26 protein-coding genes and 1 pseudogene are annotated in these 25942 nt (G+C 36.0%); 18 read left to right on the forward strand and 9 right to left on the reverse strand.

Annotated elements, in window-relative coordinates; genetic code table 11:
• The first annotated feature begins 215 nt into the window (after positions 1 to 215).
• On the forward strand, positions 216 to 1631 hold the full coding sequence (locus BW724_RS11620) for an MDR family MFS transporter (protein ID WP_088075378.1): 1416 nt from the start codon (positions 216 to 218) through the stop codon (positions 1629 to 1631).
• A gap of 258 nt (positions 1632 to 1889) precedes the next feature.
• On the opposite strand, the gene BW724_RS11625 is transcribed toward BW724_RS11620, so the two are convergent.
• Entirely contained in the window at positions 1890 to 2615 is a 726-nt protein-coding gene (locus tag BW724_RS11625; RefSeq protein WP_088075379.1) for a hypothetical protein, read from the reverse strand.
• Between the two features lie 148 nt (positions 2616 to 2763).
• On the opposite strand from BW724_RS11625, the gene BW724_RS11630 reads away from it, so the two are divergent.
• From BW724_RS11630 to speD, 3 genes and pseudogenes are all read left to right on the forward strand, one after another.
• Positions 2764 to 3549, forward strand: coding sequence for an HAD family hydrolase (locus BW724_RS11630; protein ID WP_088075380.1), 786 nt, complete (start codon positions 2764 to 2766; stop codon positions 3547 to 3549).
• A gap of 163 nt (positions 3550 to 3712) precedes the next feature.
• Positions 3713 to 3907 (forward strand): annotated as a pseudogene (locus BW724_RS11635) (ATP-binding cassette domain-containing protein); the annotation flags it as partial.
• Between the two features lie 156 nt (positions 3908 to 4063).
• Complete coding sequence (speD, locus tag BW724_RS11640) at positions 4064 to 4876, forward strand: adenosylmethionine decarboxylase (RefSeq protein WP_088075382.1); 813 nt, start codon at positions 4064 to 4066, stop codon at positions 4874 to 4876.
• A gap of 51 nt (positions 4877 to 4927) precedes the next feature.
• Here the strand turns inward: speD and BW724_RS11645 are convergent, their stop codons facing one another.
• The gene (locus BW724_RS11645) at positions 4928 to 5176 is read right to left on the reverse strand and encodes a DNA alkylation repair protein (protein WP_088075383.1); all 249 of its coding nucleotides are present in this window, start codon (positions 5174 to 5176) and stop codon (positions 4928 to 4930) included.
• A 169-nt stretch (positions 5177 to 5345) separates the two neighbouring features.
• Here BW724_RS11645 and BW724_RS11650 point away from each other — a divergent pair, with 169 nt between their 5' ends.
• The 9 genes from BW724_RS11650 (at position 5346) to BW724_RS11690 (ending at position 15317) form a co-directional block, all read left to right on the forward strand.
• On the forward strand, positions 5346 to 7454 hold the full coding sequence (locus BW724_RS11650) for a S9 family peptidase (RefSeq protein WP_088075384.1): 2109 nt from the start codon (positions 5346 to 5348) through the stop codon (positions 7452 to 7454).
• Positions 7455 to 7837: 383 nt separating this feature from the next.
• Positions 7838 to 8686, forward strand: a complete 849-nt coding sequence (locus BW724_RS11655) for a transporter substrate-binding domain-containing protein (RefSeq protein WP_088075385.1) — start codon at positions 7838 to 7840, stop codon at positions 8684 to 8686.
• A gap of 163 nt (positions 8687 to 8849) precedes the next feature.
• Positions 8850 to 9506: an amino acid ABC transporter permease gene (locus BW724_RS11660; protein WP_088077874.1), complete on the forward strand. Its 657-nt coding sequence runs from the start codon at positions 8850 to 8852 to the stop codon at positions 9504 to 9506.
• The gene (locus BW724_RS11665) at positions 9503 to 10225 is read left to right on the forward strand and encodes an amino acid ABC transporter ATP-binding protein (protein WP_088075386.1); all 723 of its coding nucleotides are present in this window, start codon (positions 9503 to 9505) and stop codon (positions 10223 to 10225) included. The genes BW724_RS11660 and BW724_RS11665 overlap by 4 nt, the downstream gene beginning before the upstream one ends.
• 463 nt (positions 10226 to 10688) lie before the next feature.
• The gene (locus tag BW724_RS11670; RefSeq protein ID WP_088075387.1) at positions 10689 to 10952 is read left to right on the forward strand and encodes a stage VI sporulation protein F; all 264 of its coding nucleotides are present in this window, start codon (positions 10689 to 10691) and stop codon (positions 10950 to 10952) included.
• Between the two features lie 185 nt (positions 10953 to 11137).
• Entirely contained in the window at positions 11138 to 11593 is a 456-nt protein-coding gene (locus BW724_RS11675; RefSeq protein WP_088075388.1) for a hypothetical protein, read from the forward strand.
• A gap of 75 nt (positions 11594 to 11668) precedes the next feature.
• On the forward strand, positions 11669 to 12025 hold the full coding sequence (locus BW724_RS11680) for a YuzC family spore coat inner layer protein (protein ID WP_088075389.1): 357 nt from the start codon (positions 11669 to 11671) through the stop codon (positions 12023 to 12025).
• A 244-nt stretch (positions 12026 to 12269) separates the two neighbouring features.
• Complete coding sequence (locus tag BW724_RS11685; RefSeq protein WP_088075390.1) at positions 12270 to 13736, forward strand: NADP-dependent isocitrate dehydrogenase; 1467 nt, start codon at positions 12270 to 12272, stop codon at positions 13734 to 13736.
• A gap of 222 nt (positions 13737 to 13958) precedes the next feature.
• Positions 13959 to 15317, forward strand: coding sequence for a glycoside hydrolase domain-containing protein (locus BW724_RS11690; protein WP_235848953.1), 1359 nt, complete (start codon positions 13959 to 13961; stop codon positions 15315 to 15317).
• Between the two features lie 173 nt (positions 15318 to 15490).
• On the opposite strand, the gene BW724_RS11695 is transcribed toward BW724_RS11690, so the two are convergent.
• The gene (locus BW724_RS11695; RefSeq protein ID WP_176371388.1) at positions 15491 to 15760 is read right to left on the reverse strand and encodes a hypothetical protein; all 270 of its coding nucleotides are present in this window, start codon (positions 15758 to 15760) and stop codon (positions 15491 to 15493) included.
• Between the two features lie 324 nt (positions 15761 to 16084).
• Between BW724_RS11695 and fabF the strand changes: the two genes are divergently transcribed.
• Positions 16085 to 17320 (forward strand): beta-ketoacyl-ACP synthase II, encoded by a 1236-nt coding sequence (fabF, locus tag BW724_RS11700; protein ID WP_088075391.1) that lies wholly within the window; start codon positions 16085 to 16087, stop codon positions 17318 to 17320.
• A gap of 101 nt (positions 17321 to 17421) precedes the next feature.
• On the opposite strand, the gene BW724_RS11705 is transcribed toward fabF, so the two are convergent.
• On the reverse strand, positions 17422 to 17802 hold the full coding sequence (locus tag BW724_RS11705) for a kinase-associated lipoprotein KapB (protein ID WP_088075392.1): 381 nt from the start codon (positions 17800 to 17802) through the stop codon (positions 17422 to 17424).
• 209 nt (positions 17803 to 18011) lie between these two features.
• Between BW724_RS11705 and BW724_RS11710 the strand changes: the two genes are divergently transcribed.
• Positions 18012 to 19400 (forward strand): TldD/PmbA family protein, encoded by a 1389-nt coding sequence (locus tag BW724_RS11710; protein ID WP_088075393.1) that lies wholly within the window; start codon positions 18012 to 18014, stop codon positions 19398 to 19400.
• Positions 19401 to 19403: 3 nt separating this feature from the next.
• Positions 19404 to 20753, forward strand: coding sequence for a TldD/PmbA family protein (locus BW724_RS11715; protein WP_088075394.1), 1350 nt, complete (start codon positions 19404 to 19406; stop codon positions 20751 to 20753).
• A 71-nt stretch (positions 20754 to 20824) separates the two neighbouring features.
• On the opposite strand, the gene BW724_RS11720 is transcribed toward BW724_RS11715, so the two are convergent.
• Both BW724_RS11720 and uvsE read right to left on the reverse strand, forming a co-directional pair.
• Positions 20825 to 21052, reverse strand: a complete 228-nt coding sequence (locus BW724_RS11720; RefSeq protein WP_088075395.1) for a group-specific protein — start codon at positions 21050 to 21052, stop codon at positions 20825 to 20827.
• A gap of 29 nt (positions 21053 to 21081) precedes the next feature.
• A complete protein-coding gene (gene uvsE / locus BW724_RS11725) occupies positions 21082 to 21963 on the reverse strand; it encodes a UV DNA damage repair endonuclease UvsE (RefSeq protein ID WP_088075396.1) in 882 nt (293 codons plus the stop codon).
• Between the two features lie 159 nt (positions 21964 to 22122).
• Here uvsE and BW724_RS11730 point away from each other — a divergent pair, with 159 nt between their 5' ends.
• Together BW724_RS11730 and BW724_RS11735 are read left to right on the forward strand one after the other, a co-directional pair.
• Positions 22123 to 23493 (forward strand): MATE family efflux transporter, encoded by a 1371-nt coding sequence (locus BW724_RS11730; RefSeq protein WP_088075397.1) that lies wholly within the window; start codon positions 22123 to 22125, stop codon positions 23491 to 23493.
• Positions 23494 to 23560: 67 nt separating this feature from the next.
• The gene (locus BW724_RS11735) at positions 23561 to 23824 is read left to right on the forward strand and encodes a hypothetical protein (RefSeq protein ID WP_088075398.1); all 264 of its coding nucleotides are present in this window, start codon (positions 23561 to 23563) and stop codon (positions 23822 to 23824) included.
• Between the two features lie 74 nt (positions 23825 to 23898).
• On the opposite strand, the gene BW724_RS11740 is transcribed toward BW724_RS11735, so the two are convergent.
• The 3 genes from BW724_RS11740 to dapA all read right to left on the reverse strand — a co-directional run bounded on the left by BW724_RS11740 (position 23899) and on the right by dapA (position 25816).
• Positions 23899 to 24465, reverse strand: a complete 567-nt coding sequence (locus BW724_RS11740; protein WP_088075399.1) for a GNAT family N-acetyltransferase — start codon at positions 24463 to 24465, stop codon at positions 23899 to 23901.
• A 15-nt stretch (positions 24466 to 24480) separates the two neighbouring features.
• Positions 24481 to 24735, reverse strand: coding sequence for a hypothetical protein (locus BW724_RS11745; protein WP_088075400.1), 255 nt, complete (start codon positions 24733 to 24735; stop codon positions 24481 to 24483).
• Positions 24736 to 24925: 190 nt separating this feature from the next.
• On the reverse strand, positions 24926 to 25816 hold the full coding sequence (dapA, locus tag BW724_RS11750; protein WP_176371389.1) for a 4-hydroxy-tetrahydrodipicolinate synthase: 891 nt from the start codon (positions 25814 to 25816) through the stop codon (positions 24926 to 24928).
• Positions 25817 to 25942 lie beyond the last annotated feature (126 nt).

Raw genomic sequence — 25942 nt, forward strand, 5'->3', positions numbered from 1 at the left:
GGTTTATTGAAGAAAGTAAACATTTATCATATAGAGTATTGTATGACATTTTAATTTTAGAAATAATAAAAACTATACTATAACTGAATCAATTACATAAATGACAAAGTTAATGAAAAGGAGTACAATTGAAAAAGTGTATATTAGTTAAGTGGGCGTACAACTCTTTGTACGGTCCTATTTTTTCGTAACAAAATAGAAATGGGGAATGGGGAATGACTTCGACTTCTCAGGATTTTAACAGAAAATTAATTGTAACCCTGTTACTTTCAGGTACATTTATTGCCATTTTAAACCAAACTTTAATGATTACAGCAATACCACCAATTATGCATGAGATGAATATTACTCCAAATACTGCACAGTGGTTAACGACCGTATTTATGTTAGTCAACGGAATTATGATTCCGATTAGTGCATTTTTCATCGAGAAGTATACAACAAGACAATTATTTATGACTGCTATGGGATTATTTACACTCGGTACAGTGATTGGGGCACTTGCACCTAACTTTGAAGTACTTCTTTTAGCTCGGATTATTCAATCTGCAGGTGCTGGTATCTTATTGCCCCTTATGCAGACAGTGTTTCTCATGATTTTTCCTGTTAATAAAAGGGGAGCAGCAATGGGATTAGTTGGATTAGTCATTTCATTTGCTCCAGCGATCGGTCCAGCTTTATCAGGGTGGATTCTTATTAACTATTCATGGCGTGTACTTTTTATCTTTATCTTACCGATTGCTATTTTAGCGATTATTGTTTCATATTTTAAACTAGTAAATGTTACCGACCTAAAAAATCCTAAGGTGGATGTCCCATCGATAATTATGTCGTCCTTTGGGTTCGGTGGTCTACTATATGGATTTACGTCAGCAGGTAATAATGGTTGGGGAAGCATCATTACAATAGTTACTATTGGTATCGGAGTTATTTCACTTACTCTTTTCATTCTTCGCCAACTTAGGATGGAAAAGCCAATGCTTGAGTTCCGCGTATTCAAATATAAGGTTTTCGCAATAGCAACAATACTAGGAATGATTGGCTTTTTAGGCCTTATTGGACTAGAGACTCTTATACCTTTATATATGCAAAATATGCGAGGTTTTACGCCAATGGAAGCAGGTTTAGCAATCCTGCCTGGAGCCCTAGTATCTGGCTTCATGTCACCTATTACAGGTCGTATTTTTGATAAAGTAGGGGCAAAATGGCTCTCTATTATAGGATTAATCATTATGACCTTATCTAGTTTACCTTTTTCATTTTTAAGTACAAATACATCCTTTACATTCATAGCAGTAATGTTTGCGTTGAGGATGTTTGGATTTTCAATGGTGATGATGCCAGTGACGACTGCAGGTTTAAACCAATTACCACGTAGGCTGATTCCTCATGGAGCTGCAATGAATAATACAATGCGCCAAGTATCAGCTTCCATTGGTACTGCCATTCTTGTAACTGTTATGACAACAACAGCACTTACAGCTGAAAACAGTGGAACGATCCCTAATCCAGATATATTTGGGGCTAATATAGCCTTCGCTATCATAACAGGATTGTCTTTCCTCGGTATTTTTATGGCTTTTTCCATTACAAAAACATCACCTGAAGAAGAAGTAACAGAAAACTCTTAATTAAAATCGAGCTGGGACACAAATATTGTCCCAGCTCGATTTTTTAAAGGGAAAGTCTTTCGCATTTCAATTGTAATAGCAAAAAAAGTGATTATATCGAATACATGTCTAGCTCCAGCGCCTATCGGCCCAAGAAACTTCCCTCACCTCGTTTACGATAAGTCAACATCAACTCCCTCCGTTCGTTGTGTTTCCTTTATCTCACTCGGCTCAGTCCAGTTTTTGTGGCCGATGACCAAGGCGCTTACGCTTTTCTTACTACCACTGAAAAAAGAATTTTAAGGACATGGTGATAGAAGTGTATGCCACCACTCCTATTGCAAAGGTTGGGAAATGAGCTTCGCCATCAGGGGGAAGTTCATATTTTAAGACATTTAGGATCATTGCACCTGAAATAAAAGCAAAAACAATCGATTGTAACAGTGGACTAAGTTGTACCAACATTCCAGTAATCCAACCAGCGATAATACCTAGTACCAATACATACCGACCAATTTGGTTATACATTACCCCATATTCTCTCCAAAGATCATGGGCAATTGCGATAAAATGAAGTCCTATTGCAAGTCCATAGAAGACTGCCTGGATTCCTGCAACATCTGATGATACAGTAATATAGGCCACTAGCATGTTGTAAATTGCAAAAAATATAATTTGCATAAAGAAGAGTGTCGTATGTTTTTTAGGATCGCCTTTCCTGTCTACTTTCCTAACAAACTTTTGGATGCCATAAAAAATTAGAACCCCGATCAAACCAATAAAATATAATTCTGACTCCATCGTTAAATAATCTGTATATTTTTTTACAATAACCTGTTCTTTGTGAAGAGAGGGTAAGACATATACGAATACATAGGATACTGCCAAGCCTCCTGAAAAGGAAAACCAGCGTAAACGTTTCATTCGATTTGACGGTAGTACTTGGTTTGCTGCTAAATGAATGATAATAAATGCAAGACCCATGATAAATGCATCTAGTGACATAATACAAACTCCTTTCTTATAAATCTGTACTTATGTTTGCCTAAAATTTAGTGAGTCAACCTTTTAAAAACTATTTACTTCGACACTTATTCCATGTAATCTGATATTTATATACAAAAATTTCAGAAAATCGTGAGGAGAAAAAGAAATGATAAAAGCTGTTTTTTTTGACTTGGACGATACGTTACTATGGGATCAAAAAAGTGTGAAGGATGCTTTTAATAAAACTTGTAAGGTTGCACAAGTAAAATATCAAGTGGATCCTGAACAATTGGAGGAAGCTGTTCGTACTGAAGCAAAGGGATTATATGCTTCCTATGAAACATATGACTTTACTAAAATGATTGGGATAAATCCTTTTGAGGGATTATGGGGGAATTTTTTAGATGAAGAAGAAAACTTCAGAAAAATGAAACAAATCGTCCCTACATACAGGAAAGAGGCATGGACTAGAGGCTTAAAAGCTCTAGGCATCGATGATTCAGCATTTGGTGCAGAGTTGGCTGAGCGTTTCCCTATTGAACGTCGCAATAGTCCTCATGTATACGAAGAGTCATTCGAAGTTTTAGATAAATTAAAAGGTAGGTATAATCTTTTATTACTTACAAATGGTTCACCTGATCTTCAAAACACGAAGTTGGATATAACACCTGAACTTGTACCATACTTTGATCATATCCTTATTTCAGGGGCCTTCGGAAAAGGAAAGCCCGATCCTGCTATTTTTGAGCATGCATTATCTTTAGTTTCTCTTAATAAAGATGAAGTGTTAATGGTAGGTGACAACTTAATGACTGATATCCTAGGTGCTTCACGTGTAGGTATGAAATCTGTTTGGATCAACCGACATGGACAAGTGGCTACGGAGGTAAAGCCAACATATGAGATAAAACATCTCAATGAGCTGTTTCCTATATTAAATAATTTGTCCTAAGAACAGTGTCATAAACACCTGTAACTCTACAGGTGTTTTTTTTATTTTTTATAATCAGTTGTAACACTTTCTACCTTTTAATACTTTTTTAATAATTTTGTAAGTGAGTATTAAGTATTTTCACCCATACTATTGGAAATAAATATTCGAGGTGATAATTGTTATGGAACAGAGTAAACCAATCTTGCAAATAAAAAATATAAAAAAGAACATTGGTAAAACAACGATCATTCACGGGATTTCCCTAGAACTATACAAGGGAGAAGTGTTCGGGTTTTTAGGTCCAAATGGTGCTGGTAAAACTACTACAATTCGCATGATGGTAGGTTTAATGAAAATAACTGAAGGAGAAGTGATTTACACATTGTTAAATACTTCGATTGATAGTTTTTAAACAAATAATAAGGGGAAAGGAAACAAATAATATATGTGTAAAAATGGACTCAAATTGGAACAACTAAAATGAATATAAACACTTGTTTACATATATAATATACAAAGGTGGGTTTGAATAATGGATTTAACGCCTCAGCAAGTTGTTGAGCTTCATGAATTCAATAATTTAACTAAATCTTTAAGCTTTAATATGTACGATATTTGTTATACGAAAACAAAGGAAGAACGTGAATCATATATTGAATACATTGATGAACAGTATAATGCTGATCGCCTTACAAAAATCTTAACAAATGTTTCAGATATTATTGGTGCACATGTTTTAAATGTGTCCAAGCAGGATTTTGTACCACAAGGTGCTAGTGTTACTCTTCTAGTTTCTGAAGGGCCAATTGTTGAAGTACCAAATGAAATATTGGCTGAATCACCTGGACCTTTACCACAATCAGTAACGGTACACCTTGATAAAAGTCATATTACTGTTCATACATATCCAGAATATCATCCAGATGGTGGGATTAGTACATTTAGGGCTGATATTGATGTCTCGACTTGTGGAGAGATATCTCCATTAAAGGCATTAAATTACTTAATACACTCCTTTGATACTGATATTATGACGATGGACTACCGCGTAAGGGGCTTTACCCGTGCAAAGGATGGACATAAGCTATTTATTGATCATAATATAAATTCCATTCAAAATTATATTCCTGAAGAAGTAAAAAACCAGTACGACATGATTGATGTCAACATTTATCCTGAAAATATTTTTCATACGAAATGCCGATTAAAGAATTTTGACATTAATAATTATTTATTTGGTTATTCAAAGGATAAATTAAGCGATGAGGAAGAAAAGGAGATAACAGAACGTCTTCAATTGGAAATGGATGAAATATACTATGGTCGAAATATAAAACGTGATTAAAAAACTAGACAATAATTAAAAAATGAGGCTGGGACATCTGAGTCCTAGCCTCTATTTTTGATAATTTTCCGCAAACTTTACAAATGAATGTTCGTCTTCCACTAATCCGCATGAACCACATTGCACTTTATTTTCAGGCCCATTATACGCCACGTGAAAGGGATCCAGATTGTCATTTGTAAATTCATTTACTACTTCACCAGTTTGAGGGTGGAGCTTCACTGGGGTTGCAACTTGTTTAATGACATTAAAACGAGAACGATTTGTTTTACAGTTAGGACATAAATAAGGTTTTGTCATAAGTACACCTCCAAACTTTATTATTCCTAAATTAGAAAAATATATTTATAAGCCTACTTTAAATAAAGTTCATGCTTTTTACATAGGATAAATTTGTTGAAGACAGACTACATTAAACGGCAGATACTTTAGATTTAAAAATTTTTTAAGAGATTGGGGAGAAGGTTTTTTGAGCAAAAGAGCGTTAAGTGTAGAGGATTTCTATCGTTTTAAAGCACCTGGTGATGTAAAAATATCATCAGATAAAACTAAAATCGTATATGTCGTACAAGAAGTTGATAAAGAAAACGATGAATTTAAAACGAATATCTTTATGAAAAACATCATAACTAAGGCCACATACCAATTAACATATTCAGGTAAAGATAGTGAGCCAAGTTTTTCACCAGATGGGAAAAAAATTGCTTTTGTTTCTTCCAGGGGGAATAAAAGTCAAATCTGGATACTTCCCCTTGATGGAGGGGAAGCTTGGTGTTTAAAAACAAATGAAGCCGTTGCTGCTCCACTACTATGGACACCTGACGGGGAGAAAATTATTTATTCCGCTACTATTTTCCCTCATGATGAAGTTGTTTGGAGCCCTTATCCTGGTGCTCCTAAAAGTGATGCAAAGCGTCTAAAGAAACTTGCAGATCAATTACATGAGGAAGCAAAACCAAATGACGAAGATAATAAAAAAGAGAATCAAGTAAAGGTCATCACTAGATTTGGATATCGTTTTGATGGGCAAGGTTATTTCGGACAAAATCGAACTCATATTTTCATCACCCCCGTCAAAGGGGCGCCCCAACAACACCAAAAATCTGTAGGGCAGCAAGTCACATTCGGTGATTTCGATCATGCAGGACCTGCATTATCTCCTGACGGTAATTTCCTTTTAGTAAGCTCTAGGCGTACAAAGGAAGCAGATCATGAGCAAAAGGTTGATATATGGATCTTTGATATGATAACAAAAAAGCATTATCTATTATACGTTTCAAAAGGTCCTAGTAGTATGCCAATCTGGTCCCCATGCGGAAATTTCATTGCCTTTACTGGACACGATAACAGGGAGGGAGCGTCTACCACAACAGATTTATGGATTCTTAAAGTGGATTCCTTCATAGAAACAATAAAAACTTACGGGGAGGCAAAACCTTTAACAACAGAAGATGCAAAAAATGCTACAAGAAAGCTTGATCGCCCCATTGGAGGTACTGGAACAGACATTGGATATAAAGGTGGAAAAATAGTTTGCTGGGATGGACAAAATATTTTTTTCCTTATCACAGATAGGGGAGCAGGTCATTTATATTCAATAAACGTACATGATTTTCATGTTAAACCTGTTATCCAAGATGAAAACCAATCAATATCTGGTTTTGACGTCAGAGATGGTTGTATTGCTTATACATTAAGTTCTCCTGAGCGCCCTCAGGAATTGTTCATTTATGAAAAAAATCGGAACTTACAATTGACTACAGTAAATGACAATTTAATTGGTGAGCTCCAACTAGCATCTTGGAAGAAACACCAATATACAAGTAATGACGGGGTGAAACTCGATGGATGGCTAATGTACCCACCAAAATATGATCGTAAGAAAAAGCATCCCCTTGTTTTATTGATACACGGTGGGCCACATGCATCTTTTGGTCCAACATTTATGTTTCTGTCACAACTTTTCGCTGCCAATGGTTATCTCGTTTTCTATTCCAACCCTCGAGGAAGCGAGACGTACGGTCAAGAGTTTGCTTCCTATATTGATACAAACTGGGGAGACCAGGATTACCATGATATTATGGAAGGTGTGGACTCCGTTATTAAGGAAGAAGCTATAGATGAAACTAATATGTTTGTACATGGTTGGTCGTATGGCGGATATATGTCCTCGTGGATTGCGACACAAACAGATCGATTTAAGGCCATATGTACTGGAGCAAGCGTCACCAACATGGTGAGTGGATATGGCACTTCAGACATTACACTGGCAGATGAGTATGAATATGGAGGCACACCTTGGAAGGGTCATACCCATCTAATGAAACATTCTCCGATAAATTATGTAGAAACAGTTAAAACCCCTGTAATGTTAATGCATGGAGAAAATGATTTACGAGTTTCACCTTCACAAACAGAAGAATTTTATATAGCACTAAAAAGACTTGGTAAAGAAGCCGTCATGATCCGTTACCCTGATGAATACCACTCATTATCAAGGCCAATTCACCAAGTAGATCGCTTTACAAGACTTGTTACATGGTTTAATTATTATCGTGATATGAGGAAACACACCTAAAATTCTGGGTGTGTTTTTAAAGTTTACATAAGATTCGGAATTTAAAAACTTTAATATTTTAGTAAAATATTTTTAGCGTTAATCAAAACAACTAAAATTGCTTATCAAAGCCTTGCTATATCAACGTTATATGACAATCATAAAAATTCATAAAATAATGACACCTTCAAGTATTAGGGAGTATTCATTCATATATGTGAGAAATACAGCCTATTTTTGAGGCGACACAGTCTTGCCACAATATAACTAAGTGAATAGTAAAATATACTAATATACCGAATTTGTAGATATTTTGATTAAACGATAAGGTATTAACTGTGCGAAAAACAGTTTTCCAAAATAATAAAAACGAGAAAACTTATAACTAACAGGGGGTAAATATTTTGAAAATCTTTAAAGAGAAATATTCAGGAAAGTTTAAAAGTACAGTAACTGCAATACTAGCAACATCTGCATTACTTTTCATGGTAGGTTGTGGAGAATCAGATGAAGCACAAGCAGAACAAAACGCTACAGGAGGAAATGATACTGAAGAAAATGCTGCTGTTGAGGAAGAAGCTCAAGAAATCAGTGTTGCAGTTGTACAAGATTATCCTCCATTTGAATATATGGAAGATGGAGAACTAACTGGATTTGATGTAGATATTATTGAAGCAATTGCAGCAGAAGAAAATCTAATTGTAAATTGGGAGATTATGCGTTTTGATGCCATTATTCCAGCATTACAAGCAGACCAAATGGATGCTGCAGTATCTGCCATTGCAATCCGTGAAGACAGAGCTGAAGTAGTAGATTTTAGTAACCCTTACTTTGAGTCTGGCTTATCACTAGTTGTACCTACTGACAGCCATATTAATAGTTTAGAAGATTTAGAAGGTGCAACAATTGTTGCGAAGCAAGGTACATCTAGCTTGGAACTAGCAAATGAATTAGCCGAAGAGTACAACGGTGACGTAAGAATTTTCCAAGAAGATGCGATTATGTATATGGAAATTACATCTGGTAATGCAGACGCGGTAATTAATGACTACCCAAGTGCGGCTTATAAAATCGCTACTGATGGAGAAGATTCAGACATCCGTATTGTTGGTGACAGAATGACTGGTGAAGATTATGGAATTGTTGTTTCCAAGGGTGCTGATGGTTTAGTTGAGATAATGAATAGCGGTCTTTCTAAGTTATTTGAGACTGGCAAGTACGATGATATATATGATCAGTATTTTGGTGAATAAGTTTAGATAAGTGTACAAAGTGTGTTACTGTCACGTTTTGTGACAGTAGCTCCATCATTTACGCAATAATAAACTTTTTGCTAAAAAAGGTGTGACTGAACATCATACGGTCACACCTTTTTTTGTAAAAATAGGAGGGGAACAACACGACATGTTAGAGGCAATTACAGACACATTTGAAGTGATGCGTGATGCCATGCCAGTCCTCATGAAAGGGCTGCAGATGACAGTTCTCATCACAATCATTTCTTTACTCATTGCATTAGTTATTGGATTGGTATTTGGACTATTTAGTATTTCAAAAAACAAAGTGTTAAGGGCAATTTCCACGGTGTATGTAAATATAATTAGAGGGACACCAATACTTGTACAAATTTTATATATATACATTGGTATTCCAGCTGTTACAGATCTACGCTTTTCTGCCTTCGCAGCCGGTGTAATTGTAATCAGTATTAATGCGGGTGCTTATCTAGTAGAAATCTTCCGTGCTGGAATCAATTCCATTGATAAAGGACAAATGGAAGCAGGAAGGACACTTGGTTTTTCCTATGGTGAAACGATGAGAATCATCATTCTTCCTCAAGCTATTAAGCGAATGTTACCTGCATTTGTGAACCAGTTCATCGTTAGTATTAAAGATACTTCTCTTCTATCAGTAATTGGGATAGGTGAATTATTAATGTCCGGACAATCTATATATTCGGCTAACTTCAAGGCTTTTGAAATATTAACTTTAGTAGGGATTTTATATTTCATTATTATCTATACCCTTACTTTATTCTCACGATGGTTGGAAAGGAGAATGGATGTTTCATGATAAAAATTGAAAACTTAAAAAAGTCTTTTGGTAAATTAGAAGTTTTAAAAGATATTAATGTAAAGGTTGAACCACAAGAGGTAGTTTGTGTGATCGGTCCATCTGGTTCAGGAAAAAGTACGTTTTTAAGGTGTATTAATCGTCTAGAAGAACCAACAGGTGGGGCAATATTTATAGAAGACACAAATATTACAGATCCAAAAAATAATATAAATAAAATGCGCCAAAAACTAGGAATGGTCTTCCAGCAATTCAACCTTTTCCCCCATATGACTGTTCTTAATAATATCACTGCCGCTCCTAAACGATTAAAAGGGATATCGGAAGAGGACGCAAATAAAATTGGGATGCAATTGTTAGAAAAAGTAGGCCTAGAAGATAAAGCAAAGGTCTATCCTGATAATCTTTCGGGGGGACAAAAACAGCGAGCTGCCATAGCAAGGGCCCTTGCTATGGAACCAAACATTATGTTGTTTGATGAGCCTACTTCTGCACTTGATCCTGAGATGGTAGGAGATGTGTTGGAAGTAATGAAGGATTTAGCTAAAGAAGGGATGACAATGGTAATCGTTACACATGAAATGGGCTTCGCACGAGAAGTAGCGGACCGAGTCATATTTATGGATGGGGGATACATTGTAGAAGAGGGAGATCCTGAGCAAATCTTTGATAACCCTCAACATGAAAGAACTAAGGCGTTTTTATCTAAAGTACTATAGTTGTTTTAGCCTCAAAAGGAGTGTACATACATTACCTTTTGAGGTTTTTCTTATTTCCTGAGGAAGCGCATGAAAAGACATATGTCCCTCTAAAACAACTAATTATGATCATTTTTCAAACTATATAAGAATAGAGGACAAAGGTAAACTCAAATTGAACTGTTATTTTATAAATTTAAACGATTGTTTAAAAATGCCGGTATGGAAAGGGAATGCAGTGAAACGAACACAAGATTAGTATTTTCACGGTAGCTAATTAAAAGTAATGACAGAAGTATCAATTTTTATTTTTTTATTGAAGAAGCCTAACCATCAATCCGAAAGAAGCATACATGTATTATAAGTAGCTGTGTTTTGACTCTGTTGGCTTAAGTTGTTGAAATATAGGAATATTACAGAGTCTTAAATATAACATGCTAGTTTTTTATTAATATATCGGAGGGTGGAAGGAGGTTTTGTTCATATGAGTAACGATAATCTCTTCAAAAATATTGAACAGAAATCAGGCGTAGATATGAAGGCAGTATTTAAACTAGCAGACGAGATTAAAGGAGCTAACTTCCAAGATGAAGCAACAATCAGAGATATTATTAAACGTGTTGCTGCATTAGCTAACAGACCAGTATCTAAGGAAAAAGAAGATGAATTAGTTAACGCTATTCTAAATAACCCACAATCTATTAACTTTAATAATCTTTCAAAGATGATTAACAAAAATAAAAAATAAATCTACGTTTAAGAAACACACCAAAATGATCTTGTTTTGGTGTGTTTCATTTTCTTATATTTGCTGCCATGGAAATGAATTTATATTTATTTTACTTATTAAGCACTTGGGAAGATTTCCACAATATTATTTTGTATACTATTGAAGTCGGTACACTTAAATACATAGGAAAAGGAGAGGGATCGATGAATCCAATTTATTTGTATTTATTAGCTAGTTTCATTGCAGTTTTTGGTCTACTTATTAGTTTTAAAAAGATGGTAAGCATCATGGAAGACAAGCTTGAAAAGGGAGAAAGTGTAACAAAGTCCTCTTTTCAAAAGGAATACAATAAGTTTTTCATCACGGCTCCAATGATTGAGTTCATTCCAATATTGCTGATTGTATTCAGTTTTATTCAAATGGAAGAATGGGCACCTCAAATAACACAAAATGACGTTATTCTACCAATGATCTTGATCATCATTATACTCTTATTTGGAGTATTAAATGTATTTTTAATTCGAAGGAGAATTGTTTCAATTAGTAATATTGACAGCGCCTCAAAGAATTTCATTAATACAACGACATTCATGGGGATTTCATTGATCAGTTCAATTCCTGCTCTATCTATAATAGGTTTAATCCTACACATATCATAAAACTCTCCTCCAATTATCACTTCTATTGCCTAATTGACATAAGCTATAGAAGTGTAATTAAAGGAGGAAAGCGGTTTGGATTATCAACAATTTTTTTGGTACGACCCACACCATACTCGAGAACAAGAAGCAATTTACCCTCCAATAGAAACCAAGTATTTTGAAGAATCACTAGATGCATACGGCTCACTGCTGGAACATGGAAAAATAGTACTTGAATCACTATCATCATCTAAAGAAAAGATGTCCTCGTTAATGGACGCCGCACAAGAAGGAAAAGATGAAGAAGTGGACAAAATAATAAAGTCAACTGGTGTACCAACGATTGTAAATACGTCGTACACTCCAACTGGCGTTACCTTCACTCTATATGCAGATGCAGAAACAGTAACAAACTGTTGTACATTGACAATGTACTTAAGATGGGGGTAATAGAAAAAGCAATTCATAAGTTAATGAATTGCTTTTTTATTTATTACATACAAAAAGTGTTAAAAATTATGAAAGTTCTAATTAATTGACATTGTGAAAACTTTAAGTTAAGGTTTTTTATGGTAATTTATATCACCGTATTAATATATAAAATTCAAGGCAGCATGATTAACCATTTAAAGTAGAATAAGCTATTCAATCATCTATCTTACGCTTTTACAACAAAGAATTGGAGTTGATATGTATGTCTAAAAAACGTGCTATTACAGTTGCAAAAGGGGACGGAATTGGTCCTGAAATTATGGATTCCACACTTAAGATATTACAAGCTGCAGGCGCTGAAATTGACCCGGAATTTATTGACATTGGTGAAAAAGTATATCTTTCTGGTCAATCATCAGGTATTGAAGATGATGCCTGGGAATCCCTTCGTAGAACTAAAGTATTTTTAAAAGCCCCAATTACTACCCCACAAGGTGGCGGTTATAAAAGTCTAAATGTAACCATTCGTAAATCTCTCGGTCTATATGCAAATGTACGACCTAACATTTCCTATGATCCATTCGTAAAAACCAAGCACCCAGATATGGACCTTGTTATCATTCGGGAAAATGAGGAAGACCTATACGCTGGTATAGAGCATCAACAAACCCCTGAAGTAGTCCAATGCTTAAAACTCATAACTAGACCAGGTTCTGAAAAGATTATTCGATACGCATTTGAATACGCTAGAAAAAATAACCGAAAAAAAGTTACGTGCTTTTCTAAAGATAATATTATGAAATTAACGGATGGGCTTTTCCATAAAGTATTTAATGAAATTGCTTCAGAATACCCTGATATTGAAACCGAACATTGGATTATCGATATTGGGATTGCAAAGATTGCAGATACACCTCAGGATTTCGATGTGATCGTTATGCCAAACTTATATGGTGATATTGCGTCTGATGTTGCGGCACAAATCACAGGTAGTGTAGGGCTTGCAGGTTCTGCAAACATTGGGGACCAATGTGCCATGTTCGAAGCAATACACGGAAGCGCTCCTGATATAGCAGGTAAAGGTATTGCCAACCCTTCCGGATTAATCAATGGCGCCATTATGATGCTTGTACACATTGGTCAGCCTGAAGTTGCAGGAAAAATTCATAATGCCTGGTTAAAAACGTTAGAAGATGGTATCTATACAGGTGACATTGCTAAAGGGGCTAAGTCTGTCAATACGAAGGAGTTCACAGAAGCAGTTATCGATAGGTTAGGGCAAAAGCCTACGACTGTAACTCCTATTACCTATAACAAGGAAGCGGCTCAGGAAGACAGTAATTCCTATGTCATTCCACCACTTGTAAAAGACCGTCCAAAGCCAGACGTTGTAAGAACACTAGATGGAGTTGACGTTTTCTTATGTAATAACGAGCTAACTGCTGATGAAGTAGGAGCGAAGCTGGAAGAAGTTGCAGGACCAGAATTTGATTTTGTAGTGATGACGAACCGTGGGGTAAAAGTATACCCAGGTGGTTTTCCAGAAACATTTACGACTGACCACTGGAGATGTCGATTCAATTTAAGTGAGCAGAATACAAACCCTAAAAACAAACAGATTAGACAATTGCTCGAAAGGGTTGAAAATGCTGGGCTTGACTGGATTAAAATTGAGAACCTATACCGCTTCAATGGTGAACTAGGTTATTCCCTTGGGCAAGGTCAATAACTACTCTAAAATATACAGAAGCATGTCAGGATATTTTAATCCGAACATGCTTCTTTTCATGTGATCATCTTTAATTAGCGTTCATATTAATCAAACGTTTGTTTAAATAATCGTCCTATTATTTTAATAAAAATAATCAAATAGCCTAAACACGCAACAGTCATTCACATTCTTCCTTGTAGATACGTATTATGTGACAGTAGCTACAAGGAGGGATAAGAAGTGACTAACGAAAATAGAATGTTACCATATATCTTTTCTTTCGTAATGATAATATTTACTGCTTTCACATTCTACATTTTTGGAAGCATGGATAGTAGCGAGCCTGCAACTGCAAGCTCTGATGGAAGTGAAAGTGAAGTGACGGAAAACAATGATTTAGTTACAGAAGATGAAACGGAAGATAGTGAAAATACATCTTCAAGTGACTCTTCAAATGAAATAAACAACACCATTAACAATGAGATTAATGTTGAGAATGGGAATATTGAGAATACAATTGAAAATGAGGTAAATGGAAACAATGGCCAAATCGATAACCAAATCGATAATAACATTGATGGAGTAAACGGTGAAATAAGCAATGCAATTGAAAACTCCATTAATGGGGATAACGCACAAATTGATAATCATATTGAAAATAATATTACAAATAGTTCTAACAATTCTATTGACAATAGTGTTACAAATAACATTGACGTCGATGTGGATGTAAATATTACTAACAATATAACAAACGTAATAGAAAGTGAAGCAGGAGAAGAAGCGCCAGTAGAGGAAAATGGGAATGGAACGGAAGAAGATGAAAACGGTAATGGTGAAGATGAAAATGGAAAAGATACAGAGACTAATGGCAATGGAGAAGAAAACGGTAACGGTGAAAATATTAATGGCCAGGAGAATGGTGAGGCTACCAATGGCGCATCTGAAGAAACAGTTTGGGGAATTGACTCTGCAAGCTTAACAACAGAGGAAATGTTAGCCTGTGTTCGTGATAACTTTGGTGATCCTGAAGTTTGGGCCCGTTACTTAGGAGATAAAGATGGAGTTTCTTACGGACTAACTGATGAAGAAGTAGAACTATTACACGAAAACGACATTGATATTATGGTCATCTGGAACCACTTTGAAGATGCAACTGGCTATGAAAAAGGTCAAAGTGAGGCTGAGGATGCAATTGAAATGGCAAGAGATTTTGGAATTCCAGAAGGAGTGGCAATTTTCGCAAATGTTGAACCTATCTATCCAATCGATGCTGGTTTCCTATTAGGTTGGTATGACACGATGGAAGAGTCAGAGTATGAATCTGGGGTGTACGGTATTTTCCATCCTGATCGCGATCTATATGTGGCATATGAGGAAGCCGCTGAAGAAAATTCAGCTTTATTAGAGAACAATTATGTTTGGACTTCATCACCAAACCACGGGATCACTACAGAAGAAAATGCACCTGAGTATAACCCACAAGCACCAGAAGGGTCGCTAATTGCAGGCTGGCAGTATGGCATTGATGCAGAAACATGTAATATTGATACAAATCACTTTGATAGTAACGTATTTGACGTATTATGGTCAGAATAATGAGAGATTCAGAGTTTAGTTAATTTATAGGTAAAGGGTGTCCAAAAACTTGTGACACCCTCTTTATTTTTTCGATAATCATATTCCTAATTGAAGAGATTGCACATGAAAAAATAGGCTGTTGAAGATTTTCAGCAGCCTAGGTTTGTTCTATTATAGACAAACTCATTCTATTAGTTTTGGTTGTATATGATTTCTTTAGATTTTCTTTTAACTTTTCTTAATGACTTTTTAATAAACACCTTTACATCGAATCGGGATTTAATTAATTCATATGATTTCTCAAATTCTTGCCCATTACACGGATATTGATCACCATTTGTATCAGTAATGAGGTAATCCCCCGGGTTTCCAACGACAGATCCTTCTGCTGTATCAATTGTCATAGGGCGAGTTATTTTCACTGCTTCTACGACAATAGGTTTTCTCCTATACTTAGGCATTCGCTTCACTCCTCAAATAATATTTATCCATATTTTTACTAGCCGTATAAATGAATTTACTTCATTTTATTCAAAAAGTGGGATAAGTGTGCCCTTCACTAGATAGATAGACAACTCTTATCTCCTAATCTAACGTGAAAACAGAGATTGTGTAAATTAATCCGCTACAGGCTACCCACTTTCATGCAAGGTACAAGTGCACATCTGCTCATTTGCTTCTAATTTAAATCACAGTATAAATATTTTAAATTATCTGGAAATACTGTATAGTTGTTATTATGACCAACTCACATAAAAACATCTGGACAAAAGGGGCGATGGAGAATGAGAAGAAGAGTCGTAGTAACAGGTATGGGAACAGTAAATCCACTTGGTAATAATACCGAAACAACTTGGATGAATGCAAAAGCTGGAGTATCAGGGATAGCTCCATTAACTTCCGCTGACTCTGATCTATTTAATGTCAAAGTAGCCGGAGAGGTAAAGGACTTTTCTCCAAACGAGTTTATAGATTTTAAAGAGGCTAGGAGAATGGCTAGATTTACGCACTTTGCTATTGCTGCAACAAAAATGGCCTTAAGTGATGCAAATGTACATATAAATGAAAATGTAGATCCATATCGTACTGGAGTTTGGATTGGTTCTGGAATTGGTGGATTAGATACATTTGAAGAACAGCATAAAAAGTTTTTAAAGAAGGGACCAAAACGTGTAAGTCCTTTTACAATTCCAATGTTTATACCTGATATGGCATCTGGTCGCGTTTCTATTGAAGTTGGTGCAAAGGGTGTGAATAACTGTTCTGTAACGGCTTGTGCATCTGGAGCAAATTCAATTGGGGATGCTTGCCGTGTCATACAGTATGGGGATGCCGATATAATGATTGCAGGGGGAGCAGAGGCAGCCATTACGGAAATGACAATAGCTGGTTTCTCAAACATGACTGCTTTATCTACTAATCCAGATCCAAAGAGTGCCAGTAGACCTTTTGATAAAAATAGGGATGGGTTTGTTATTGCTGAGGGGGCAAGTATTCTCATCTTAGAAGAATTGGAGCATGCCCTTGCACGTGGAGCAAATATTTATGCTGAAGTAATTGGGTACGGTGCAACTGGTGATGCCCACCACATTACAACTCCTGCACCAGATGGAGAAGGGGCTCAAAGGGCAATGAAGTTAGCATTAAAGGATGCTGACATTTCAGCAGATTCCGTCGACTATATTAATGCACATGGCACTTCCACTCTTTACAATGATTTATATGAGACAATTGCGATTAAAAAGGTGTTTGGAAGTCATGCATATCAATTATCTGTCAGTTCGACTAAATCAATGACTGGACATTTGCTAGGGGCAGCTGGTGCACTGGAAGCATTTTTTTCAATTATGTCTATTCAAGATAGTGTAATACCACCTACGATTAATTACGAAACTCCTGATGACAACATAGACTTAGATTATGTTCCAAATGAAGCTAAGGAAATGGAAGTTACCGTTGCTTTATCTAATTCTCTAGGTTTTGGCGGGCATAATGTATGTTTAGCATTTCGGAAATATTAAGTGAGCTTACAACGATAGAAAGACCGATTTGTATTATACAAAACGGTCTTTCTAGTCTAGATTATTCCTATTGTCACAGTCAGTATATATATGGCATGAACTTATTTAAAGTAGTCTGCCTCTAATGACCGTAGCTTCTCCAACGCCATGTGCGACCAATCGCTGTTTTCTTGCTCTAAAGTAGCAATTTCATCATCTAGTGCACTTCTTAAGGACGCTTTATAGTCTGGTAAATCCCCTTCATACTTTTTCACATAAGGGGCTGGAATGTTTGTTTGCTCACGATATGCCAAAGCTCGGCGTTCATGAAAGAAGGGAACATCAGCAGATTTAGGTTGGTGAAGGTCTCCTTGCTTTGGGTGCTTCATTACAGCGAGCACTCTCATAAGGTACCTATCACGTTTTAATTCAGTAATTTCCCCTATATATTTTCCTGTCTTATAAATCCCTGTTACGATATCACCTATTTCGAAACTTTCCATATACAAAAACTCCTTTGTGTACCCATATTTTTTTATAGTTTATCATATGTCCTTTATTAATTTGAAAACTTTGCTTTGTAGGATTCAGAATAAAGAATCTTAATAAAACATTCATAACATTTATTTTTACTCTCGAAATATTCTCAACTTTCCTTTATTATTAAGGATAAGTATTTTTTACCAAATGATACATTTTGAGGAGGAAGAATATGCTTCAACAATCGATTATTGAAGATTTAATCCATGCTTCTTTAAGCACAGGTGGCGATTTTGCCGAAATTTTTGTGGAGGATAAGTTCAATTCAAATATTTCCCTAGTTGGAGGGAAAATAGAAAACAGTGTGTCTGGACGAGATTATGGTATTGGTATACGTATCTTTCAAGGACTAAACAGTGTTTATGCCTACACAAATGAGCACGATAGGGAAAAACTTTTAGCGATAGCAGCACAAGCAGCTAAAGCTATTAAAGGGGGTCCTACTAATATAACCCTTGATTTTACACGCAAGTCTTTTCAAACGAGGCATCCTATTTTAAAGTACCCACGTCATGTTCCTAAAACGGAAAAAGTCGAGGTAATTAAAAACGTTTATGATATTGCTAAAAATTATGACGAGCAAATATCTCAAGTATCAGTTAGTTACCTAGATGAAGATCAGAAAGTGTTAATTGCGAACTCCGAAGGTAAATTTGTAGAAGATCAACGTGTTCGCTCAAGATTAGGGATTCAGGCAGTAGCCACAAAGGGGACTGAAATGCAGACCGGTTTTTATGGTCCAGGTGCACATAAAGGTTTTGAATTCTTCGATCAGATAGATTTAAACCATTACGGCTCAGAAGCTGCAAGAATCGCTGTGACCATGTTACATGCTGATGAATGCCCAAGTGGCCAATTCCCAGTGATTATTGATAATGAATTTGGTGGGGTAATATTCCATGAAGCTTGTGGTCACGGATTGGAAGCTGCAGCGGTTGCGAAGAAAAACTCAGTTTTCGCTGATCGTATTGGAGAAAAGGTTGCACCTGACATTGTCACCTACATTGATGACGGAACATTAGCAAATGAGTGGGGCTCTGCCAATGTGGACGATGAAGGGGAAGAAGCAAGAAAGAATGTTTTAATAGAAAATGGAATTCTTAAAGGTTACTTAATAGATAAACTAGGTGCGAGACGAATGGGAACAGAATCCACAGGTTCTAGTCGTCGAGAATCATATAAATATGCTCCAACTTCAAGAATGACAAACACTTTTATTGCTTCTGGTAAATCGACACCTGAAGAGATTATCGCAAATACCGAATATGGTATTTATGCCAAATACATGGGTGGCGGCTCAGTGAATCCCGCTACTGGAGACTACAATTTCGCTATCAATGAAGGATATATTGTTCGTGACGGAAAAATTGCAGAACCTGTTCGTGGAGCGACTCTCATTGGAAATGGTCCAAAGACGTTACAAAAGGTAGATATGGTTGGAAACAATTTAGCCCATGGCCAAGGTATGTGTGGAGCCTCGAGCGGTTCTATCCCAGCGAATGTTGGCCAGCCAACAATCCGCGTGAGTGAAATAACTGTCGGTGGAAGAAAGGAGCAATAATTCATGGATATTATTCAATTTAAAGATAAATTGTTTGAGCAAGGAAAGCAAATGGGTTTTTTAGACATGGAAGTGTATTATCAAAAGAATGGTAAGTTTAGTACGAAAATTTACAAAGGGGAAGTGGATGATTACAGCATCGCCAATGACGGTGGTATTTCTCTTCGAGGTATTTATAAAGGACAAATGGGATATGCCTATGCAGAAAAAATAGACGCTGATTCAATACAATTACTATTGGACGAAGCAATAGATAATGCTAACATTCTAGATTCAGAAGATCAAGAAACCATTTTTGAAGGATCGCCATCTTATGAAAAACTAGATTTATACTCTGAGAAACTTGATCTATTGTCTTCAGAAGAAAAAATAGATTTAGCTAAGCAGTTAGAAAACGAATGCTTTTCCCTTAGTGATAAGGTTGACAGTGTGAATTATTGCGTTTTTCAAGAATTAAATTCAGAAAGAATGATTGCAAACACAAAAGGTCTTGAAGTTTCTGAAAAGGGAAATGTAGCTTATATCTTCGTCTCTGTTGTTGTTAAAGAAGGGGAAGACATAAAGAATGCCTCTAAATTAACACTCACTAGGGATTTATCAAGTTTTGAACCTGCCCTTGTCGCGAAAGAAGTTGTAAATGAGGCATTAAGTCAACTAGGAGCAGATAGTATTGAGAGTAAAAAATATCCAATCATACTAAAAAATAAAGCAGCGGCATCTTTATTACAAGTTTTCTCTTCTTCTTTTTCTGCGGAGAATGTCCAAAAAGGAAAATCAAGGTTGCAAGGGAAATTAGGAAGAGAAATTGCGAATGAAATTATTACCATTGTTGATGATCCGCATAAAGAAGATGGCTTTGCAAGCCGTTCCTTTGATAGTGAAGGTGTGGCAACGAAGCGCATAGAGGTCGTGTCTAAAGGTGTACTTAACACGTTTATGCATAATTTAAAGACAGCTAAAAAAGATAATGTAACATCTACAGGTCATGGAAGTAAGGGATCCTATAAAGGGACTATTCAACTATCCCCAACCAATATGTTCATTGAACCTGGTGAAACTAGCTATGATGATTTAGTAAAAGGGGAGAGGGAGGCAATTGTTGTTACTGACCTTCAAGGCCTCCATTCTGGTGCAAACCCTATAAACGGTGATTTCTCTTTAGCTGCCAATGGTTATTTAGTTAGAGACGGTAAAATTGATCGTCCCGTGAACCAAATTACTGTTGCAGGTAACTTCTTTACAATACTTGAACAAGTAGAGACAGTTGGAGCCGATTTGGAGTTTACTCTATCAAATGGATATATCGGTTCCCCAAGCTTAAAAATTAAAAGCCTTAGCATTGGTGGAAAATAAGTAAGATAGTTAATAAAAAGAGTTTATGAGAACTTAGACCTCCTCATAAACTCTTTTTCATTGAGATAAACTTATGCTCCTATTACCTTAACGATGGACCTGTTACGTTCCGCCCTTTCATCACTAGACGCCAAATCATATTTTTTCAGTAGGTGAAAAATCTCATTTAATTCATCTTGCGTGACACTATCAGCTAAGAATGAGTTTAAATCATCGTACATCTTTTCTGGAAGGTGTTCTCGTTGCTGATTTAATTTATCTTTAACGTCCTCAACTGAATGATCAATATTACACCCCATAATTAATTCGTCCTTTCATACCGTAAGTATTATTTTTCTGCAAAAACTTCCTGTTGTATACGCAATACAGCTTGCTCCTTTAATTTAGCCTCAACCATCACGTCTACATTTTTACCATCAAGTATTTTTAGTAATCTGTTGAAATCCTGCTTGAAAACAAAATCATGATGACTACGATCCCTCTCATGTGTTTTCCCTGAGCTGATATGCATTTTAGGAATTAATGGTGCAGGCCACGATGCGAACACTCGCTCCAACATTGGTTCTAGTGCTTGTCCATTATTATGACAAAGGTGATGATGGATATCAAAGCATATGGGCACACCACATTCTTGATGTATATCGAGAACATCGTGCAAGGCATAGGTCTTATCATCATTCTCAAGGCGGAGCTTCTCTTTAATACTTGTTGACAACAATTTGTAGTTTTTCACATAACGTTTCTTTGCTTGATCCATGTCTCCATATTGTCCACCACCATGGATAATCATATCTGTCCCGCCCACAAGATTAAGTAATCTGTCATGGTACTCAAGATCCAAGAAGGACCTTTCCAACACTTCTTCCCGTGGGGTACTTAAAACAGTAAATTGTCCAGGGTGCATCGATAATCTTATATCATGTTTTTCCTTGTAAGCTTTTATTTTGTCAGTTAATAAAAGAATATCGTTATCAAGCCACCACTCCCAATCCATTTTATAGTGACTCCCTAACGGAACTAATTCAGTACTCATCCGATAAAATAAAATATCGTGTTTTACATTCCATTTAAGTGCCTCATAGACATTGATTAAATTATTTAAGGTTAACTCCTTTATGATATCAGAACCTTTGTTTTCATATGTAGCTAATCGGCACGTTCGAAACTTCGTTGGCATTGTAGTATTGATACAGGCATATCCTAATCGCATTAAATTCTTCCCCTTAATGTTAAGTCATGTATTTTTTTCAACAAACAAGTCGGAATTGTCATCTAAAATCAGCTACTTTAATTTTTTCTATTATAGTAATATAAAAGAATCGATTAATTAATACACTATTTTGTTTAGTTTTGTATGAGGGAGAATCTAATGGAAAAACCAGATATAAAAAAGATATCAATTATTGCTATTACTTGGCCTATTTTTATTGAGTCACTTTTACACATGTCGTTAAGAACTGCTGATACTTTAATGCTCAGTCAAGTTTCCGATGAAGCTGTAGCATCGGTTGGTGTTGCGAATCAGTTAATTATGTTTATGTTCTTTTTATTTCAATTTATATCTACAGGTGCAGCAGTGGTCATTGCACAGTATCTTGGAGCTAAAAAATATAACGATATAAAGCTACTGACAGGCAATGCCATACTAATTAACTTACTATTTGGTATCCTTGTTGCTTCAACTATTATGATCTTTTCACGTCAATTGCTAGGTTTCTTCTCACTAGAACCTGAATTGTTTGAACAGGCTAATACATTTCTACTTATCGTTGGTGGAGCTCTTATTTTCCAAGCTGTAAGTGTTACAATGTCTGCTATTATTCAAACCCATGGATATACAAAGGAAACAATGTTCGTTACCTTTGGTATGAATATTCTAAATATAACTGGTAATTATTTATTCATTTTTGGTGCATTCGGTTTTCCTCAATGGGGAGTACCTGGTGTGGCTATCTCTACAGCAGTAAGTCAGTTTCTTGCTATGATTGCTTACGCATTGGTGCTTTATTATCGTGTGAATTTAAAAGTCGAGTGGAAGGAGTATTTCACCTTCCAAAAGGAACGAATTATGAAGATCTTACGTATCGGTGTTCCTTCCTCCATATCAATGATATCTTATTCAAGTAGTCAAATTGTAACTACAGGGTTTATTACATTACTAGGAACCCAGATGCTCGCAACGAGAATTTATTCGTTAAATATTCTATTTCTTGTAATGATTCTTGGTATTTCTTTAGGTAGAGGTTCACAAATCGTAATAGGTCATCTTATAGGGGCAGGGAAGATGGAAGAAGCCTATAAACAGGGCTTAAGGAGCGGTAGATGGAGCATTATTATTGCACTCGGTGTCACGGTCATTGTTACAACATTTAGTAAACCTTTACTAGGTCTGTTCACAAGTGATGCTGAAATTATTTCAATGGGAGTCATTCTTTTATTATTAGGTTTCTTACTAGAGCCAGGAAGATGTCTCAATTTAGTTTACGGAGCAATACTTAACGGAGCTGGAGATGCACGGTTCGTCATGATTGAATCCGTTGCTGTCATGTGGCTATTTAGTGTCCCCCTATACTATATATTAGGGATTCACTTAGGATATGGTCTTATAGGAATATGGATTGCATTCATAGCAGACGAATGGGCGAGAGGGCTGTTTGTATATTTCCGTTGGCGAAGTAATGCTTGGAGGAAAAAGGCAATTGTGAAACAAGAAGACAAGGAAATGGAAAAATTAGCTTAATATACATGTTTTCATTTATTGAGGGAATACTAATCACTAATAAAACTCGGTAAAGGAGTAACATGAGATGTTAATTGAAAATGGAACAGAGTACGATATATCTGAAGAGGTAAAGAAGAATTTCTTTTTCAGTGATATGCTAATTATTTCAGGAAAAAATGGAAATACCATTCGTTTTAAATTAAGTAATGGAAAAGGGTATGGTTCGATGCCGTTGCAACATATGGAATATATGATCCGTAAAGGGCATATTTCAGAAAGGCTTAGTAACCGACAGTTAAGAGAGGAAATAAAGCAGGGGAAAGGTCAACATGAAGATCAAATTGGATAGATTTAAAAACCTTTTCTTTAGGTATGAGGAAGCCTACACAGCTAGAGTAGGCTTCCTATAACTGTATATCCGAACTAGTTATAACTATATTCTTTTCTTAATAAAGAATAGAGTCGAACATCTGTGTAAACGCCATTTAATAATTGGTGTTCACGAAGTCTCCCATCCTCTTTAAAACCAAATGCTCTCATTATATTTATTGCTTTTAGATTTTCGGTATTCGTTCCGGCACAAACCTTATTTAGTCCTAGTGTAACGAAACCAAAGTGTAGAAGTGCATCAAGACCTTCCTTACCATAGCCATTTCCCCACATATCACTAGATAAGTTACCTCCAATTTCGGCATGCTTAGAGGCACGATCCCAGTGCTTAAAACCACAAGTACCAATAATACGTTTTTCAGCTACAAGTTCTACACCCCAGTTTATATGATCAGATCTTTTATTAAATTCTTTAGAGCGCTCAATTAATTGAATAGCATCGTCCATACTTTTAATCGGCTCACTGTAGTCAAACCCCATGACTTCTGGATCTTTATAAATCCGGAAAATATCATGAGCGTCTTTGTTTCTGAGTTCACGAAAAAATAAATTTTTTGACCCGAATTCCAGGGTAGGAGAATTGTCTCTACTAGAACTCATGGAATTACATTCCTATTAATAATAAGCTCTTCTTCTAAAGCCTGCGATACCAATTAAGGGAATAGCTACTAAAGCACCAACTGCTAATGGGAAAAAGAATAGTCCTGGTCCGTGACTATCTCTAGGTGGTGCGCTCTGTTCACGAATATAAACATTCTCACTATCCACCTTTTCAATTTTACCAACATATACTTTTCCATGTTTATCAGTTATCTCCACATCTTGCCCCATATGATCACAACACATTTTATAATAGTAATCTACTGACATGTTCACATCACCCTTTTCTAGAATTTAGTAATAGGGGAAACTCAACAGTATGTGTTCCTCCTTATAGTCAAGATATGGATATTTTGATTAGTTGCTATAGTCCAACTGCCTGTTTTAATCAAACTAAGCAGATGACTATACTAAAAAAAGCGCTTAAGAACAATTGCGTTCTAAAGCGCTTTGATAATCGTTAAACTACTTTTGACAGTAGCTTTGTTTGTAAAGTATTGTAGAGGTTCTGCATGTCTTCCTTTGTTAGGGGAACTAACGGTAATCGAACAGATCCTACGTCCAATCCAGCCATGCCTAACGCTGCTTTTACAGGAGTTGGGTTTGGAGCAGAGAACAATACTTTCATCATTGGTAACAAATCACGATGAAGGGAAGCGGCGTATGCTGTATTTCCATTTTGATGTGCTTCAATCATATTTTTCAACTCATTACCGATGATATGGGAAGCAACTGATACAACACCATGTCCTCCAATAGATAATAGTGGTAATGTTAGGCTGTCGTCTCCACTATAAACTAAAAAGTCATCTGGCGTATTTTCAATAATACTCGCCATAGCTTCGAGGTCACCACTAGCTTCTTTTGTACAAACAATGTTATTGATTTTTGCAAGACGTATCGTTGTTTCTACTGACATATTAACAGCTGACCGTCCAGGAATATTATATAACATAACAGGAAGTTCAGTTGAGTCTGCAATTGTTGAGAAATGCTTATAAAGACCTTCCTGATTTGGTTTATTATAATATGGTGTAACAAGCATAATTCCGTCTACACCGACTTTTTCTGCAGCTTGCGTTAATTGTACTGATTCTTTTGTACTGTTAGATCCTGTTCCAGCAATAACAGGTACACGACCATCTACCACTTTTACGACGTATTCAAACAAAGAAACCTTTTCCTCAGTAGTTAAGGTTGGAGATTCACCTGTAGTCCCACCTATAACAAGTGCGTCTGATCCATTACTAATCAAATAATCCACCAGCGTCTTCGTTGCTTGAAAATTAATTTCTTCTTCCTGATCAAACGGCGTTACCATTGCAGTAATTAACTTTCCAAAATTCATCATAAACACCTCTATTCAACAGTTTTTGTTCGCCTTCTTGACGATATCAAGTTCTTGAATAGAGCTAAATCTCAAAAATCAACCGTGAGCTAGCATTAACAAACAAAAATGCAACAACGAGGGTATCGT

Source organism: Litchfieldia alkalitelluris, from assembly GCF_002153425.1.
In the GTDB taxonomy this organism is placed as follows: Bacteria; Bacillota; Bacilli; order Bacillales; family Salisediminibacteriaceae; genus Evansella; species Evansella alkalicola.

Excerpts from the sequence above, each read along its gene's own strand:
- BW724_RS11620 (WP_088075378.1), top strand. The coding sequence starts at position 216 with ATGACTTCGACTTCTCAGGATTTTAACAGAAAATTAATTGTAACCCTG.
- BW724_RS11625 (WP_088075379.1), bottom strand. The coding sequence starts at position 2,615 with ATGTCACTAGATGCATTTATCATGGGTCTTGCATTTATTATCATTCAT.
- BW724_RS11630 (WP_088075380.1), top strand. The coding sequence starts at position 2,764 with ATGATAAAAGCTGTTTTTTTTGACTTGGACGATACGTTACTATGGGAT.
- speD (WP_088075382.1), top strand. The coding sequence starts at position 4,064 with ATGGATTTAACGCCTCAGCAAGTTGTTGAGCTTCATGAATTCAATAAT.
- BW724_RS11645 (WP_088075383.1), bottom strand. The coding sequence starts at position 5,176 with ATGACAAAACCTTATTTATGTCCTAACTGTAAAACAAATCGTTCTCGT.
- BW724_RS11665 (WP_088075386.1), top strand. The coding sequence starts at position 9,503 with ATGATAAAAATTGAAAACTTAAAAAAGTCTTTTGGTAAATTAGAAGTT.
- BW724_RS11670 (WP_088075387.1), top strand. The coding sequence starts at position 10,689 with ATGAGTAACGATAATCTCTTCAAAAATATTGAACAGAAATCAGGCGTA.
- BW724_RS11675 (WP_088075388.1), top strand. The coding sequence starts at position 11,138 with ATGAATCCAATTTATTTGTATTTATTAGCTAGTTTCATTGCAGTTTTT.
- BW724_RS11685 (WP_088075390.1), top strand. The coding sequence starts at position 12,270 with ATGTCTAAAAAACGTGCTATTACAGTTGCAAAAGGGGACGGAATTGGT.
- BW724_RS11695 (WP_176371388.1), bottom strand. The coding sequence starts at position 15,760 with ATGCCTAAGTATAGGAGAAAACCTATTGTCGTAGAAGCAGTGAAAATA.
- fabF (WP_088075391.1), top strand. The coding sequence starts at position 16,085 with ATGAGAAGAAGAGTCGTAGTAACAGGTATGGGAACAGTAAATCCACTT.
- BW724_RS11705 (WP_088075392.1), bottom strand. The coding sequence starts at position 17,802 with ATGGAAAGTTTCGAAATAGGTGATATCGTAACAGGGATTTATAAGACA.
- BW724_RS11710 (WP_088075393.1), top strand. The coding sequence starts at position 18,012 with ATGCTTCAACAATCGATTATTGAAGATTTAATCCATGCTTCTTTAAGC.
- BW724_RS11715 (WP_088075394.1), top strand. The coding sequence starts at position 19,404 with ATGGATATTATTCAATTTAAAGATAAATTGTTTGAGCAAGGAAAGCAA.
- BW724_RS11720 (WP_088075395.1), bottom strand. The coding sequence starts at position 21,052 with ATGGGGTGTAATATTGATCATTCAGTTGAGGACGTTAAAGATAAATTA.
- uvsE (WP_088075396.1), bottom strand. The coding sequence starts at position 21,963 with ATGCGATTAGGATATGCCTGTATCAATACTACAATGCCAACGAAGTTT.
- BW724_RS11730 (WP_088075397.1), top strand. The coding sequence starts at position 22,123 with ATGGAAAAACCAGATATAAAAAAGATATCAATTATTGCTATTACTTGG.
- BW724_RS11735 (WP_088075398.1), top strand. The coding sequence starts at position 23,561 with ATGTTAATTGAAAATGGAACAGAGTACGATATATCTGAAGAGGTAAAG.
- BW724_RS11740 (WP_088075399.1), bottom strand. The coding sequence starts at position 24,465 with ATGAGTTCTAGTAGAGACAATTCTCCTACCCTGGAATTCGGGTCAAAA.
- BW724_RS11745 (WP_088075400.1), bottom strand. The coding sequence starts at position 24,735 with ATGTCAGTAGATTACTATTATAAAATGTGTTGTGATCATATGGGGCAA.
- dapA (WP_176371389.1), bottom strand. The coding sequence starts at position 25,816 with ATGATGAATTTTGGAAAGTTAATTACTGCAATGGTAACGCCGTTTGAT.